Source organism: Rhizobium sp. BK251 (assembly GCF_004345245.1).
Classification (GTDB): domain Bacteria; phylum Pseudomonadota; class Alphaproteobacteria; order Rhizobiales; family Rhizobiaceae; genus Rhizobium.
In genome coordinates, this window is sequence record NZ_SLUQ01000008.1 from 122,018 (window position 1) to 135,719 (window position 13,702).

Consider the following 13,702-nt stretch of genomic DNA (forward strand, 5'->3'; position numbering starts at 1 on the left):
GACTCGTAAGGCAGGGGGATTCCCGAAGCCGTAGTCACGCAGGCGTATCGAAGGGACTTTATCACAGCTTTTTTAGTTGGTGGGCGCTGCAGCAATTTGCTAGTGATGTGCGGTCGTGCCCTTTATTGGCATTAGGCACCAGGGTCCTGATATAGTATTTTTTCCGATTAACTCTCAGAAATCTTCGATGATGCTCGCTGGTACGATGAAAGATTCGGGAGGCAATGAGCTTGGCGGCGGAAGGCTGCGATTTCTCGTTGCTGCCTTCCTGCTCGGAGTCCTTGTATTTTCGATCGATACGTTCACGACGATCGAGAGTGCGATCGCGGTCTTCTACGTTCTCGTTCTCCTGCTTGCTGCCGACAGCCTTACCCGTCGCGGCGTGATCATTCTTGCAGGAATCTGCATGTTTCTCACGCTCTTCGCATTCATATACGGCCATGGCTGGTCGCTCGACTACGGCAACGGCTGGAATGACGACATTTCGTCGTTCCTGCGGCTGGTGGTCTCCCTGGCGGCAATCGCCATCACAGCAGGGCTGATTATTCGCAACCATGCCGTGCGGGAACTTCTCGTAGAAATGAACGCGGCGCTGACGCAAAGCGAGAAGCGCTACCGGTCGATCTTCGAGCAGAGCCTCCTTGCTCTTTGGGAGCAGGATTTTTCTGCCATCTTCCGGTGGATGGACGAACTGCGCGCGCAGGGCGTGACGGATTTCGGTGCCTATGCGAGGCAGCATCCAGGCGTCGCGCGTGAAAGTGCGCGCCTCATTCACACCGTCACTGCAAACGAAGCCACGCTTGAACTTCTCGGAGCCTCCTCGCTGGGAGAGATAATGGGCCCGATCGAGCGATTCATTCCGCAAGAAGAGACAGTTTCCGCAGATCTGCTGCAGGCCTGTTTCGAGGGCAGGGATCGCTTCGAGGGCCGGGCGCAGATTGTAACGCTGAGTGGTCGGCAGTTGACGGTGCTCATCGCCGCCCGCTTCCCCGAAGCAGCAAGCTTCGAACGCGTGATCGTTGGCCTAGTCGACATAACCCAGCGCGAGCAGACGCAGCAGACATTGCTTGCTCTCCAGACGGAAGTGGCGCGTGCCTCGCGTGCGGCAACGGTCGGGGTCCTTTCGGCCTCGATCGCGCATGAGCTGAACCAGCCGATCGGCGCGCTCGTGATGAACGCCCAGACCTGCCTGCGCTGGCTGCGGCGCGAAGTCCCCGACATCGAGGCCGCCTCGAAGGCGGCAGAGCGGATGGTTCGGGATGGAAAGCGCGCAAGCGAGATTGTCGCCAACACCCGTTCCATGCTTACCAACGGATCGCGCAAGTTTGCCATTCTCGATCTGCGTGAGATGATCGAGGAGACGCGTGCGCTTCTCGAACACGAACTTGCCGCGGACCGGGTTATCTTCCGCGTGGATTACGCTCCCGGTGTTGCACCGATCGAGGGGAGCCGCACGGAGCTGCAGCAGGTCATGATCAATCTTGTTACCAACGGCATCCAGGCGATGAAGGAACACGGAACAGGCGCACCCGAGATCACGGTGAAGGTGGACAGCCCCGATCCCGAGCATGTCCGCGTCGGCGTTCGCGACAGGGGCAAGGGCCTGAACGAGGACATCATCGAAAGACTGTTCGATCCATTTTTCACGACCAAACAAAATGGTATGGGTATGGGGCTTGCCATTTGCCGGCAGGCGATCGAGGCACGCGGAGGAAACCTGACTGCGCGCAATCACCCTGAGGGCGGTGCGGTCTTCGAATTCGTGCTTCCTTTGGAGATGGAACATGCCTGACGTTGTTCGCGGCAAGAGCGCGCCGCAGAGTTCGAACGAAGCATCGCCATTGGTTCTGATCGTCGACGACGACGAGAACATACGCGAGGCGCTCGCGGACCTGTTGCTCTCGGTAGGGATCGAGACCAGATCCTTCGCTTCGACGCGCGACCTTCTCCAGAGCAAGCCTGAGAACAGGGTGGGTTGCATCATCCTCGACGTGCGTCTGCCGGGCTCGAGCGGGCTCGATCTGCAGGCGCATCTTTCCAGTGTCGGCGATCCGAAGCCGATCATCTTCATGACCGGGCATGGGGATATCCCGATGACCGTGCGCGCGATGAAGGCCGGTGCCGTCGACTTCCTCACCAAGCCCTTCCGCGATCAGGACATGCTCGATGCGGTCGCCACGGCAATCGAAACGGACGCCGCACGCCGGCGGGAAGCTTCCGCCATCAGCGAGGTGACGGAGCTTGCGCAGACACTGACCGCACGCGAGCGCGAGGTCATGGCCGCTGTCGTGAAGGGTCTCATGAACAAGCAGATCGCCGGCGAACTCGGAATCACCGAGATCACCGTGAAGCTTCACCGCGGCAACGTCATGCGCAAGATGAAGGCACGTTCGGTCGCGGAATTGGTAAGAAAAGTGGAGGTTTTGGGTTCCGTTTAGACGCACAGACTGCGACACCTAGACCTTTGTATGATTTTTTTTCACACCCATGGGGCGCATACCAAAAGGCGTGAAAAATTACGCTGACAAGGTTGTTGCATCCGTGCCCCATGTGCCCCTCATCGCTATCGTGGACGACGATATAGCCATCCGAGAGGCTCTAGATGACCTCGTTCGCTCCCTCGGCTATCGCAGCGTTCTGTTCGCCTGCGCCGAAGAGTTTCTTGCCTTCCCCCACAGGGAGACGGTCGACGCAATGATCGTCGACGTGAAGATGCCCGGTCTCAGCGGCATCGACCTGCAGAATCGCCTGAACAACGAGCCTGCAAAGCCGCCGCTGATATTCATGACCTCGTTCAACGACGTGCGGACACGCTCGCAGGCAATCGAGGGCGGCGCCCATTGTTTCCTGAGCAAGCCGGTGGATGACCACAAGCTTATCCGTTGCCTTAACTCTGCGCTCAGCCCGGCTCTCGAGACCCGATAATTTACCGCTTTTCCGCACGCCCCCGCCATCCCGCCGGATGGCGGGGGCGTGCGTCATTATGCCGTTCCGCAAGGCAATTTGCCGCAGCAATCAGGCCTTTGGAGGCCGTCGAAACTAAACCAAGGTCTAGGTTACCCTAACGAAGCGCCAGTCCAAGTTGGACCGCAGTACGGTCGCGAGCGTCAATCGAAAAGCATAGTAATTTAATCATCGATCAACGCAGAAAGCGGATGGCACCAGATGTCGTGGAACAAGCCAACAATCGCCGTCAAATATGACTTCGCATCGATGCTGAGCTATCCTCATTGGGACAGCGTCGTGTCCGGCGATGCGGATGAAGGCCATGTCGACTTCGTCTTCGACAATTTCCGTCTTTCGCCCCATCGTCAGCTTCTGCTGAAGAACAACCGTCCAGTCGCCATCGGCAGCCGCGCGTTCCTGATCCTTCTGGAGCTGGTCCGCCGCTCCGGCGAGCTCGTCAGCAAGCAGGAACTGTTCGATCTCGTATGGCCCGGCGTTTTCGTTGAGGAATGCAATCTGCGCACCCAGATTTCCGGTCTGCGCCGCGTGCTCGGCGACGAGTGCAACGCATTCGGCTACATCGCCAACATCCCCGGCCGCGGCTATCGGTTTACCCGAAGCGTCAAGCGCGTATCGGAGGCTGGTTCCGAAGCAGCTGCACCGGTTCAGGTCCAGACGCCGGCTCCCGTGCAGAAGCAGGCAGCTCTGTCGCGCTGGCACGCCGCCTTCTGGCCGGAAGTTCATGCAACTGGTCTTACCGCCGTCTACTCGAAGTGGTGAGCGTAGCGACCGGATCGCACCGGTCGCGGCCTTCCCCTTCACGATGATTTCGTATTAAAGCTGTGGCGGACGAAATCGGGGGAGGCATCCATGGAAGCCATGGATATCAGCAGGATTTCCGCCTGGCTCACCGAGCAAGGCCTCAAGGGCACTGAAGAAAGCCATCTCCTCACCAGCTTCTGCGAAAAGTGTCGCGAGGCCGGCCTGCCGCTCGACCGCGGCATGGCCCTCATGGATACCCTCCATCCCATTCATGAAGGACGCGCGTTTCGCTGGGACAGCCGCGAAACGATAGAGCCGGTTTTCGAGTACGGCTCGACCAGCGACGGCGAAGCGTCGGAGACCTGGCAAAGATCCGCGTTCTTCTACCTCTGGAACAACAATGGTGGCGAGGTTCGCCGCCGACTGGGATTCGGCGATCCTGCGGACTTCACCATGCTCGAGCAGCTTCAAGCGTCGGGGCACACGGATTTCGTGGCCATGGCGCAGCGATTTGCTTCGGCCGGCACCATTGGCGAGATGGACTGCTTCTTCTCGCATTTCGCGACGAAGCATCAAGACGGCTTCTCCGAAGGAGACATGCTTGCGCTGAGGGAACTGGTGCCGACGCTTGGTCTCGCCATCAAATGCGTCGCGCTGGGTCGCATCGCGCGCACCATCGCAGAGGTCTATCTTGGCGACGATGCCGCGCGGCAGGTGCTGGAAGGAAAGATCACACGCGGCAAGGCGGAGCGTATCTCGGCAGTGCTCTGGTTCTCCGACCTCGTCAACTATACGAGCATTTCGGAGCGCGCGCCGCCCGAGGAGATAATACCCTTCCTGAACGACTACAGCGACGCGGTCATTTCCGCGGTCCATGCGGCGGACGGCAACGTCCTGAAGCTGATCGGCGATGGCGTGCTCGCCATCTTCAAGGCCGAGGATCCGCAGGACGCCTGTGCTGCGGCGCTGCGTGCGGAGACGCTGCTGCGCCGGCGGCTGGAGACACTGAACCCGGAGCGGGATGGAGAAGGCAGGCCGACCACGGACGTCTATCTCGGGCTGCACATCGGCGATGTCTTCTATGGGAATATCGGCAGCCAGGACCGCCTCGACTTCACCGTCATCGGCCCGGCCGTCAACGAGGTCAGCCGCATCGCATCCATGTGTCGATCGGTCGACCGAAATATCCTGATGTCGTCGGATTTTGCTGCAGCCGTTCCCCAGCACCTGCAGCCCGCGGTCGCTTCAGTCGGCCGCTATGCGCTGCGGGGTGTCAAACGCGCACAGGAGCTCTTCACCCTCAGCCGGGCGGAGTAGGCGCCCACCCGCAATTCGGTCGCGGGTGGCCGTCAGTTTCAGCTTACCATTCGGCGACGCTGCCGTCCTCGTGGCGCCAGAGAGGGTTGCGCCAGCGATGGCCGGTCTTCGCGCGTTCGATGACATAGGCTTCGTCCACCTCGATGCCGAGGCCCGGGCCTTGCGGGATCGTGACGAAACCGTCTGCGTATTGGAAGACTTCCTTGTTCGAGATGTAGTCGAGGATGTCGTTGCCCTGGTTGTAGTGGATGCCGAGGCTCTGTTCCTGGATGAAGGCATTGTAGCTGACTGCATCGACCTGCAGGCAGGCCGCAAGCGCGATCGGGCCGAGCGGGCAGTGGGGTGCCAGCGCCACGTCGTAGGCTTCCGCCATCGCCGCGATCTTGCGGCATTCGGTGATGCCGCCGGCATGTGAGAGGTCGGGCTGCAGGATATCGACATAACCGTCGGAGAGCACCGACTTGAAGTCCCAGCGCGAATAGAGCCGTTCCCCAAGTGCAATCGGCGTCGAGCAATGATTGGCGATTTCCTTCAGCGCTTCCCTGTTTTCCGAAAGCACCGGCTCCTCGATGAACATCAGCTTGAACTGCTCGAGCTCGCGGGCAAGGACCTTGGCCATCGGGCGATGGACGCGGCCGTGGAAATCGACGCCGATGCCGATATGGGGACCGATCGCCTCGCGGATCGTGGCAATCGTCTCGACAGCCTTGTCGATCTTCTCGTTGGTGTCGACGATCTGCAGCTCCTCGCAGCCGTTGAGCTTGATCGCCTTGAAACCGCGAGCGACGACTTCCTGGGCGTTGCGGGCAACGTCGGCAGGACGGTCGCCGCCGATCCAGCTGTAGACCTTGATCCTATCGCGCACCTGGCCGCCGAGCAGCGAGTGGATCGGCTGGCCGAGCGCCTTGCCCTTGATGTCCCACAGCGCCTGGTCGATACCGGCGATCGCCGACATGTGGATCGCGCCGCCGCGATAGAAGCCGCCGCGATACATCACGTTCCAGTGGTCCTCGATGAGGAAAGGGTCCTTGCCGATGAGATAGTCCTCAAGCTCATGGACGGCGGCCTGGACAGTCAGCGCGCGGCCTTCGACCACCGGCTCGCCCCAGCCGACGATGCCTTCATCGGTCTCGATCTTCAGGAACATCCAGCGCGGGGGAACGATATAGGTGGTGAGCTTGGTAATCTTCATGGCGTCGTGCTTTCGCTTCATGTGAACAATCGGCCGGGCAGGGCCGCAGATGGCGTGGATTCAGGTGTGCGTCCTGCCGATCGCCTTCTCGGCGGCGGCCAGATCGCGGACGGCAAGGTCGAGCATACGGTGCGCGCAATCGCGGGCGCGGGCGCGATCGCGCAGGCGTAGCGCCTCGACGAGCTCGCCGTGGATGGCGATCGCGTCATTGCGGTTCTCGACTGCGATGTTGGAGGCGTGCAGGGCGTATTTCAAAGCGGCGTGGATGGCACTCGAAAGCCGCCGGAAAACCTGGTTGTGGCTAGCGGTCAGCAGCACGGTATGGAACATGACGTCGGCATCCGTGAAACGCTCGGGGTCGCGGGCGGAGTCGCGCATCTGTCGCCAGGCGCTGTCGAGGTCGGCGATCTCCTGCGCGGTTGCGCGCTCTGCCGCATATTCGGCGGCGGCTGGTTCGATCGTCCGCCGGGCCTCCAGGATGCAGCCCAGGAGATCGAAATCCCTGATGTACGGACCCATCCATTCGAGCACGTCCTGATCGAGGATGTTCCATTCGTCCTTGTTGCAGACGATCGTGCCGATGCGCGGCCTGCCGCGCACGAGCCCTTTCGATTCCAGTACCTTGAGGGATTCGCGGATGACTGTGCGGCTTACGCCATAGAGATCGCAGAGATCATTTTCACGCGGCAGCGGCGAACCGGAGGGGTAGCGCTCCGAACAGATATCGCGCGCAATCGAGGCCGTCACATTCTTGCGCACGCGCGGCCGGCGCTCGATCCTCGGGCTTTCCGGCTGACCTTGCCGCTCGGTTGATTCCAATTGACCTCTCCACATGCTGTCCCGCGACCGGCCGAATCCTGCTTAGCGGAATTAGGCCCGCTTTGCGACGGGCCGGCATCGGCGACGACAGACAATCTCTCCTTCCCTCTCTTATTCCAATCATCATACATTGGCAATTGACTGGTATGATGATTTATCTTAATCCATTGATGCTGCCGGGGAGGCAGATGCTCATTTCGAGAGTTTAGGGAGAGAGACCATGCGCTTTTTCAAAGCAGCCATTCTGGCTGGCACCTTCGCCGTTCTCGCAGCCGGCTCGGCCTTCGCCGATGACGTCAAGATCGGCTTCATCGTCAAGCAGCCCGAAGAGCCCTGGTTCCAGGACGAATGGAAGTTCGCCGACGTTGCGGCCAAGGAAAAGGGCTTCACGCTGGTGAAGATCGGCGCCGAAGACGGCGAGAAGGTCCAGGCCGCGATCGACAACCTCGGCGCCCAGGGTGCGCAGGGCTTCATCGTCTGCACGCCTGATGTCAAGCTAGGCCCCGGCATCGTCGCCAAGGCTGAAGCCAACCAGCTCAAGCTCATGACCGTCGACGACCGTCTCGTCGGCGCTGATGGCAATCCGCTCGAAGATGTCCCGCATATGGGCATCTCGGCCACCAAGATCGGCGAAACCGTCGGCCAGGCGATCGTCGATGAGATCAAGAAGCGCGGCTGGGACATGAAGAATGTCGGCGCGATCCGCGTTTCCTACGACCAGCTGCCGACCGCCGTGGACCGCGTCGAGGGCGCTATCTCGGTACTGAAGGCAGCCGGCTTCCCGGCCGAGAACATCTATGACGCGCCGCAGGCCAAGACCGACACCGAGGCTGCCCTCAACGCTGCCACGACCGTCCTGAACAAGCATGCCGACGTGAAGTACTGGGTTGCCTTCGGTCTCAATGACGAAGCCGTGCTTGGTGCCGTCCGCGCTTCGGAATCGGTCGGCATTCCGGCGGAAAACATCATCGGCGTCGGCATCGGCGGTGCGGATTCGGCCATCAACGAGTTCAAGAAGCCTTCGGCCACCGGCTTCTTCGGCACAGTCATCATCTCGCCGAAGCGTCACGGCTATGAAACCGCGCTCAACATGTACGAGTGGATCGCCAACGGCAAAGAACCGGAAAAGCTGACGCTGACCTCCGGTTCGCTGGCGCTGCGCGGCGATTACGAAAAGGTTCGCAAGGACCTCGGCATCGAATAATCATCCTCCCAAGATGACTTTCGCCCGGCGGCCATCCCGCCGCCGGGCATCCTTTCCGGCGGATCTATGATGGCTTTCCTCGAATTCAAAGGCATATCCAAGGGCTATCCCGGCGTTCAGGCGCTTTCCGGCGTGTCCTTCTCCGTCGAAAAGGGTGCCGTTCATGGCCTGATGGGGGAGAACGGTGCCGGAAAGTCGACGCTGATCCGCGTGCTTTCGGGTGACCAGTCGGCCGACGAGGGCAGCATCCTGATCAGCGAGGAAGAGCAGCGGTACAGCTCTGTCCGCGATGCCTTCCATGCCGGCGTCATCGTCATCCACCAGGAACTGCAGCTCGTTCCCGAGCTGACCGTCGCTGAAAATCTCTGGCTCGGCCGCTTTCCCGGCAAGGCCGGCGTCATCAACGGCAAGACGCTGGTCGAGACGGTTCGCCAGAAACTCACAGATATCGGCATCGACGTCGATCCGTCGGCCAAGGTCTCGTCGCTTTCGATCGGCGCACGGCAAATGGTCGAGATCGCCAAGGCCGTAATGCTCGACGCGCGGGTGATCGCGCTCGACGAGCCTACCTCTTCGCTTTCGTCTCGCGAAAGCGAGATCCTGTTTTCGCTGATCGAAAAGCTGAAATCGAACGGAACCGTCATCCTCTACGTTTCGCACCGGCTCGACGAGATATTCCGGCTCTGCGACAGCCTGAGCGTGCTGCGCGACGGAAAGCTTGCTGCGCATCACTCCGACATCAAGAAGGTGACGCGCGAGCAGATCATCTCCGAAATGGTCGGCCGCGAGATCAGCAATATCTGGGGCTGGCGCGAGCGGCCGCTCGGCGATGTCCGTCTGGAGGTACGAAACCTCTCCGGCCCGAAACTGCGCAATCCCATCAGCTTTTCCGTCCGTCGCGGCGAAATCCTCGGTTTCTTCGGCCTGATCGGGGCCGGCCGCAGCGAGATGGCCCGTCTCCTTTACGGCGCCGACCACCGCTCGCAGGGTGCGGTGACGATTGATGGCGTTGCCGTTTCGCCGAACAATCCGCAGGCCGCGATCCGCGCCGGCATGGTGCTCTGCCCGGAGGACCGCAAGTTCGACGGCATCGTTCAGGGACGTTCGATCGAGGAGAATATTGCGATCTCCTCCCGGCGGCACTTCTCGTCCTTCGGCGTCCTCAGCCCGCGCAAGGAGGCAGCCCTTGCCGACCAGTTCATTGCCCGGCTGCGCATCCGCACACCGTCGCGTAAGCAGGACATCATCAATCTCTCCGGCGGCAACCAGCAAAAGGTGATCCTCGGCCGCTGGCTTTCGGAACAGGGCGTGAAGGTGCTGCTGGTCGACGAGCCAACCCGGGGCATCGATGTCGGCGCCAAGTCGGAAATCTACGAAATTCTCTACGAGCTGGCGGCGGATGGCATGGCGATCGTCGTCATCTCCAGCGAGCTGCCCGAGGTCATGGGCATCTCTGACAGGATCATGGTCATGTGCGGGGGCAGGGTAGCCGCCAACGTGGCGCGGGCGGACTTCAACGAGCGTAGCATCCTGACGGCAGCGCTGCCGGACAGGAATGCAAGCGGCTCAATCTGAATCAGGAAATCGTGGCGATGAATTCGTTGAAAAAAATCCTTCTCGGCGAACAGGGGCTGGTCGTCATCTTTGCGGTCGCCTTTGTCATTGTCTCGCTGCTCGTCCCGAATTTCCTGACCGAGCGCAACATGCTTGGCCTGCTGCAGTCGGTCGTCACCATCGGCATCGTCGCCTGCACCATGATGTTCTGCCTCGCCTCGCGCGATTTCGACCTTTCCGTCGGCTCGACCGTCGCCTTCTCGGGCATGGTCGCCGTGATGGTCTCCAACTCGACCGGATCGATACCGATCGGGCTGCTGGCCGCGCTGCTCTGCGGCTCTCTGGTCGGCTTCATCAACGGCGTCGTCATCGCCAAGTTCCGCATCAACGCGCTGATCACGACGCTCGCGACCATGCAGATTGTGCGCGGTATGGCGCTGATCGCCTCGGACGGCCGCGCCGTCGGCATCAACGATCCGGCCTTCTACCAGCTGGCGCTGTCGCGTCTTCTCGGCGTGCCGACGCCGATCTGGATCATGGTGCTGCTCTTCATCGTCTTCGGCTTCGTGCTGAATCGCACCGTCTTCGGCAAGAATACGCTGGCGATCGGCGGCAATCCGGAGGCCTCGCGCCTTGCCGGCGTCAATGTCGTCAACATGCGCATCTGGATCTTCGCGCTGCAGGGGCTCGTCTGCGCCGTTGCCGGCATCCTGCTCGCCTCGCGCATCACGTCCGGGCAGCCAAATGCCGCAACGGGCCTCGAGCTCTCCGTCATCTCGGCCTGCGTGCTTGGCGGCGTGTCGCTTGCCGGTGGACGCGCCGCGATGACCGGCGTCATCGTCGGCGTGCTCATCATGGGGATCGCGGAAAACGTAATGAACCTCCTCAACATCCAGGCCTTCTATCAGTATGTCGTGCGCGGCCTCATCCTCCTGATTGCCGTCCTCCTCGACAACCTGCGTTCGACAGCTGCGGGACGGCGGGGGTGAAGCCCGCTCCCGCTGCCAGCGATGTGGTGCTTTCGGACGGAGGTCTTTCGGTCCGGATTGACCGTCTTGGCGGCGCATTGCTGGAGGCGACTTACGAGGGGCAACCTTTCCTCGTCGGCGCGGGCGGCCCGACGGGCGCCATGGCAAGCTTTCCGCTCGTGCCCTTCGGCAATCGGGTAGAGGGCAATACCTTCTCCTTCGAGGGGGGAGATTTCAGCCTGCAGCCGAACAGCGCCGATCCGCTCTATCTTCATGGCGATGGCTGGCTCGGCCTCTGGGAAATCGAGGAGGCAGACCACCGACATGTTCGTCTCTCTTTTTCGCATGTCGCGGATGATGCTTCGCCCTATCACTATTCCGCCACGCAGCGGATCAGCCTGAGCGCCGGAGCGATCGTGCTTGAGCTTTCGGTGCAGAACCGCGGCGAGACCACGCTTCCCTTCGGCATCGGCCAGCATCCATTCTTCATCCGGACGCCGCAGACGCAGCTGAGCATTCGATCGCGGACGTATTTTGGCGAGAGGATGGGATATCTGCCCGGGGAGGTGGAGCCGCGTCCGGCCGATCTCGATTTCGAGGCGGGGGCACCGTTGCCGCGCCGCTGGGTCAACAATGCCTTCGACGGCTGGGATGGCCGGGTAACCATCCTCTGGCCCGAATTGAGGCTGAAGGCCAGCGTCGAGGCCGATGCGGTCTTTAGCCGCTATATGCTTTATATGCCTGCCGACCGGGCGGATTTCTTCTGCCTCGAGCCGATGAGCCATCTGCCGAACGGCCATCACATGCCGGAGCTTGGCGGCCTGACGCCGCTTGCGCCGGGAGAGAGTCTGTCCGGCCGGGTGAAGATTGAACTGGCGTCCCTCGCGGACGCCGTGGAGGAATAAAGATGGGCAATCGCCTGACCGAAAAACGCATCATGATCACCGGTGCGGCGCAGGGCATCGGCCTCGCCATGGCGGAAGCATTCCTGCGAGAGGATGCCTCAGTCTTTCTGATCGATCGCGATGGACCGCTGCTTGCCGAGGCCGTGGCGGGGCTTGCGGCAGGAAAGGCGAAGATCGGTCACATGGCAGCCGACATCACCGATGCGAAGGGCATCGAAGCGGCGGTCGCGAAGGCTGCCGCCGAGATCGGTCGGTTGAACGCGCTCGTCAACAATGCCGGCATCAACGTTTTTTCCGAACCACTGGCGACCACCGACGAAGAGTGGCAGCGCTGCTTCGATGTGAACCTCAAGGGTGCCTGGAACTGCTGCAAGGCGGTGTTGCCGGAACTGATCGTGCAGGGCGGCGGCGTCATCCTCAACATCGCCTCGACGCATGCCTTCACGATCATCCCGCACACCTTTCCCTATCCGCTCGCCAAGCACGCGCTGCTCGGCATGACCAAGTCGCTCGGGCTGGAATATGCGCCGAAGAATGTACGTGTGAACGCGCTGGCGCCGGGCTATGTCGCGACCCAGAAGGTGCTCGACTATTGGAATGGCTTCCCCGATCCAGAGGCGGCGAAGGCCGAGACGATGAAGCTGCATCCGGGTGGTCGTATCGCCAGCCCGGAGGAGATTGCCATGGCTGCCGTCTTCATGATCTCCGACGAATGCACCTTCATGAATGCCACCTGCCTGACCGTCGACGGCGGCCTGAGCGTTCAGCAGCACCCTGCCTGACGCTCCCGATGAGCGTCATCCTCTGGTCGTCTGCGGCAGCTAGCTTGCCCGCGACTCCAACGTCATTGGACATCTCTGAAATGATGAAGATAATGGCTTCGGAGACGTGGGCACCGGCTGCCCGATAGAGTGATCATCACAAAGGAGGATGGCATGCAGATCAATCGCACAGGTTCCGCTCAATGGTCCGGTGGACTGAAGGACGGGAAGGGCCAGATATCGACCCAGAGCGGCGCTCTCAAGGCCTATCCCTATGGTTTTGCGAGCCGTTTCGAAGGGGTTCCGGGAACGAATCCCGAGGAGCTGATCGGCGCGGCACATGCAGGGTGCTTTACCATGGCCCTGTCGCTGATCCTCGGGGAAGCCGGCCTCAGGGCTGACAACATGGAAACGACCGCCAAGGTCACGCTCGAGGCCGTCGAAGGCGGCTTTGCGATCACCGCGATCCAGCTCACGCTCGTGGCCTCGATCCCGGGGACCGACGACGCCACGTTCAAGGAACTGGCAAACAAGGCCAAGGCCGGATGCCCGGTCTCGAAGGCCCTTGCTTCCGTGCCGATCACGCTCGACGCCCGTCTGGCCTAGAGGCTCAAAGAGAGCACTGCGGGTTCCTTCCGCAGTGCTCGGCGTTCCATCGCGCCATTATCCAATCCAACAGCCTTTCAGAATATTATCGTCAGATTATCCCACCAAACCATCATTGCGGGAGTGCAAGGCCGTGCCGGAAGTAGCAAGTCTTACCATCTTTCATGTCATCATCAGCCTTGTCGCCATCGTTGCGGGCATAGCCCTCGCTTACGGATTGCTGACGCTGCGGCGGTTCGACAGATGGACGCTCGTGTTCATGGTCACGACCGCGCTCACGCTCGTCACCGGCTTTCTCTTTCCCTATGGCGGCCTCACGCCGGCCATCAATGTCGGCATCCTCTGCAGCGCGATCTTCATCCCGACTGCCCTCGGCCGCTATGTCTTTCACATGAACGGAGCCTGGCGCATCGTCTTCGTTGTCGGCGCGTTGATGCTCTTCTACTTCAACTGTCTGGTCCTCATCGTCCAGTCGTTCCAGAAGATCCCGGCGCTGAACGCACTGGCACCGCTCGGCAATGAGCCGCCCATCCTGGCCGCACAATCCGCGTTGCTTGTCGTTTTTATCATCATCGGCATTCTCAGCGTCCGGCGCTTCCGCCCCGCACTTCTGACCGCATAGCCCCCCTTCCACCGCGGCTCGCGCGGCCTCTGGAGCGCGCGCGAAC

General features: G+C 61.2%; 14 protein-coding genes. 12 read left to right on the forward strand and 2 right to left on the reverse strand.

From position 1 onward, the window contains the following. The first annotated feature begins 187 nt into the window (after positions 1–187). From EV286_RS21135 to EV286_RS21155, 5 genes are all read left to right on the forward strand, one after another. The gene (locus tag EV286_RS21135) at positions 188–1,792 is read left to right on the forward strand and encodes an ATP-binding protein (protein ID WP_132959137.1); all 1,605 of its coding nucleotides are present in this window, start codon (positions 188–190) and stop codon (positions 1,790–1,792) included. Further along, on the forward strand, positions 1,785–2,438 hold the full coding sequence (locus tag EV286_RS21140; protein ID WP_132959138.1) for a response regulator transcription factor: 654 nt from the start codon (positions 1,785–1,787) through the stop codon (positions 2,436–2,438). The genes EV286_RS21135 and EV286_RS21140 overlap by 8 nt, the downstream gene beginning before the upstream one ends. A 103-nt stretch (positions 2,439–2,541) precedes the next feature. After that, on the forward strand, positions 2,542–2,925 hold the full coding sequence (locus tag EV286_RS21145; protein WP_245500798.1) for a response regulator: 384 nt from the start codon (positions 2,542–2,544) through the stop codon (positions 2,923–2,925). 240 nt (positions 2,926–3,165) lie between these two features. Next, a complete protein-coding gene (locus EV286_RS21150) occupies positions 3,166–3,726 on the forward strand; it encodes a transcriptional regulator (protein WP_132959140.1) in 561 nt (186 codons plus the stop codon). Positions 3,727–3,816: 90 nt separating this feature from the next. Further along, a complete protein-coding gene (locus tag EV286_RS21155) occupies positions 3,817–5,025 on the forward strand; it encodes an adenylate/guanylate cyclase domain-containing protein (RefSeq protein ID WP_132959141.1) in 1,209 nt (402 codons plus the stop codon). Positions 5,026–5,068: 43 nt separating this feature from the next. Here EV286_RS21155 and dgoD read toward each other — a convergent pair whose 3' ends face one another. Then, complete coding sequence (dgoD, locus tag EV286_RS21160; RefSeq protein WP_132959465.1) at positions 5,069–6,217, reverse strand: galactonate dehydratase; 1,149 nt, start codon at positions 6,215–6,217, stop codon at positions 5,069–5,071. Positions 6,218–6,277: 60 nt separating this feature from the next. After that, positions 6,278–7,036, reverse strand: coding sequence for an FCD domain-containing protein (locus tag EV286_RS21165; protein ID WP_132959142.1), 759 nt, complete (start codon positions 7,034–7,036; stop codon positions 6,278–6,280). Positions 7,037–7,256: 220 nt separating this feature from the next. Between EV286_RS21165 and EV286_RS21170 the strand changes: the two genes are divergently transcribed. From EV286_RS21170 to EV286_RS21200, 7 genes are all read left to right on the forward strand, one after another. Continuing rightward, positions 7,257–8,240 carry an arabinose ABC transporter substrate-binding protein gene (locus EV286_RS21170; protein ID WP_132959143.1) on the forward strand — a complete coding sequence of 328 codons (984 nt, stop codon included), beginning with the start codon at positions 7,257–7,259 and terminating at the stop codon, positions 8,238–8,240. A gap of 69 nt (positions 8,241–8,309) precedes the next feature. Continuing rightward, entirely contained in the window at positions 8,310–9,815 is a 1,506-nt protein-coding gene (gene araG / locus EV286_RS21175) for an L-arabinose ABC transporter ATP-binding protein AraG (protein ID WP_132959466.1), read from the forward strand. A 17-nt stretch (positions 9,816–9,832) separates the two neighbouring features. Next, a complete protein-coding gene (gene araH / locus EV286_RS21180) occupies positions 9,833–10,783 on the forward strand; it encodes an L-arabinose ABC transporter permease AraH (protein ID WP_132959144.1) in 951 nt (316 codons plus the stop codon). After that, entirely contained in the window at positions 10,780–11,667 is an 888-nt protein-coding gene (locus EV286_RS21185) for an aldose 1-epimerase (protein WP_132959145.1), read from the forward strand. Before araH ends, EV286_RS21185 begins: the two co-directional genes overlap by 4 nt. A gap of 2 nt (positions 11,668–11,669) precedes the next feature. Next, positions 11,670–12,449: an SDR family oxidoreductase gene (locus EV286_RS21190; RefSeq protein ID WP_132959146.1), complete on the forward strand. Its 780-nt coding sequence runs from the start codon at positions 11,670–11,672 to the stop codon at positions 12,447–12,449. Positions 12,450–12,602: 153 nt separating this feature from the next. Further along, positions 12,603–13,034 (forward strand): OsmC family protein, encoded by a 432-nt coding sequence (locus EV286_RS21195; protein WP_132959147.1) that lies wholly within the window; start codon positions 12,603–12,605, stop codon positions 13,032–13,034. 133 nt (positions 13,035–13,167) lie between these two features. Beyond that, positions 13,168–13,656, forward strand: coding sequence for a hypothetical protein (locus EV286_RS21200; RefSeq protein ID WP_132959148.1), 489 nt, complete (start codon positions 13,168–13,170; stop codon positions 13,654–13,656). Positions 13,657–13,702: the final 46 nt, after the last annotated feature.

Coding starts and splice junctions, on each gene's coding strand:
- EV286_RS21135 (WP_132959137.1), top strand. CDS start 188: ATGATGCTCGCTGGTACGATGAAAGATTCGGGAGGCAATGAGCTTGGC.
- EV286_RS21140 (WP_132959138.1), top strand. CDS start 1,785: ATGCCTGACGTTGTTCGCGGCAAGAGCGCGCCGCAGAGTTCGAACGAA.
- EV286_RS21150 (WP_132959140.1), top strand. CDS start 3,166: ATGTCGTGGAACAAGCCAACAATCGCCGTCAAATATGACTTCGCATCG.
- EV286_RS21155 (WP_132959141.1), top strand. CDS start 3,817: ATGGAAGCCATGGATATCAGCAGGATTTCCGCCTGGCTCACCGAGCAA.
- dgoD (WP_132959465.1), bottom strand. CDS start 6,217: ATGAAGATTACCAAGCTCACCACCTATATCGTTCCCCCGCGCTGGATG.
- EV286_RS21170 (WP_132959143.1), top strand. CDS start 7,257: ATGCGCTTTTTCAAAGCAGCCATTCTGGCTGGCACCTTCGCCGTTCTC.
- araG (WP_132959466.1), top strand. CDS start 8,310: ATGGCTTTCCTCGAATTCAAAGGCATATCCAAGGGCTATCCCGGCGTT.
- araH (WP_132959144.1), top strand. CDS start 9,833: ATGAATTCGTTGAAAAAAATCCTTCTCGGCGAACAGGGGCTGGTCGTC.
- EV286_RS21190 (WP_132959146.1), top strand. CDS start 11,670: ATGGGCAATCGCCTGACCGAAAAACGCATCATGATCACCGGTGCGGCG.
- EV286_RS21195 (WP_132959147.1), top strand. CDS start 12,603: ATGCAGATCAATCGCACAGGTTCCGCTCAATGGTCCGGTGGACTGAAG.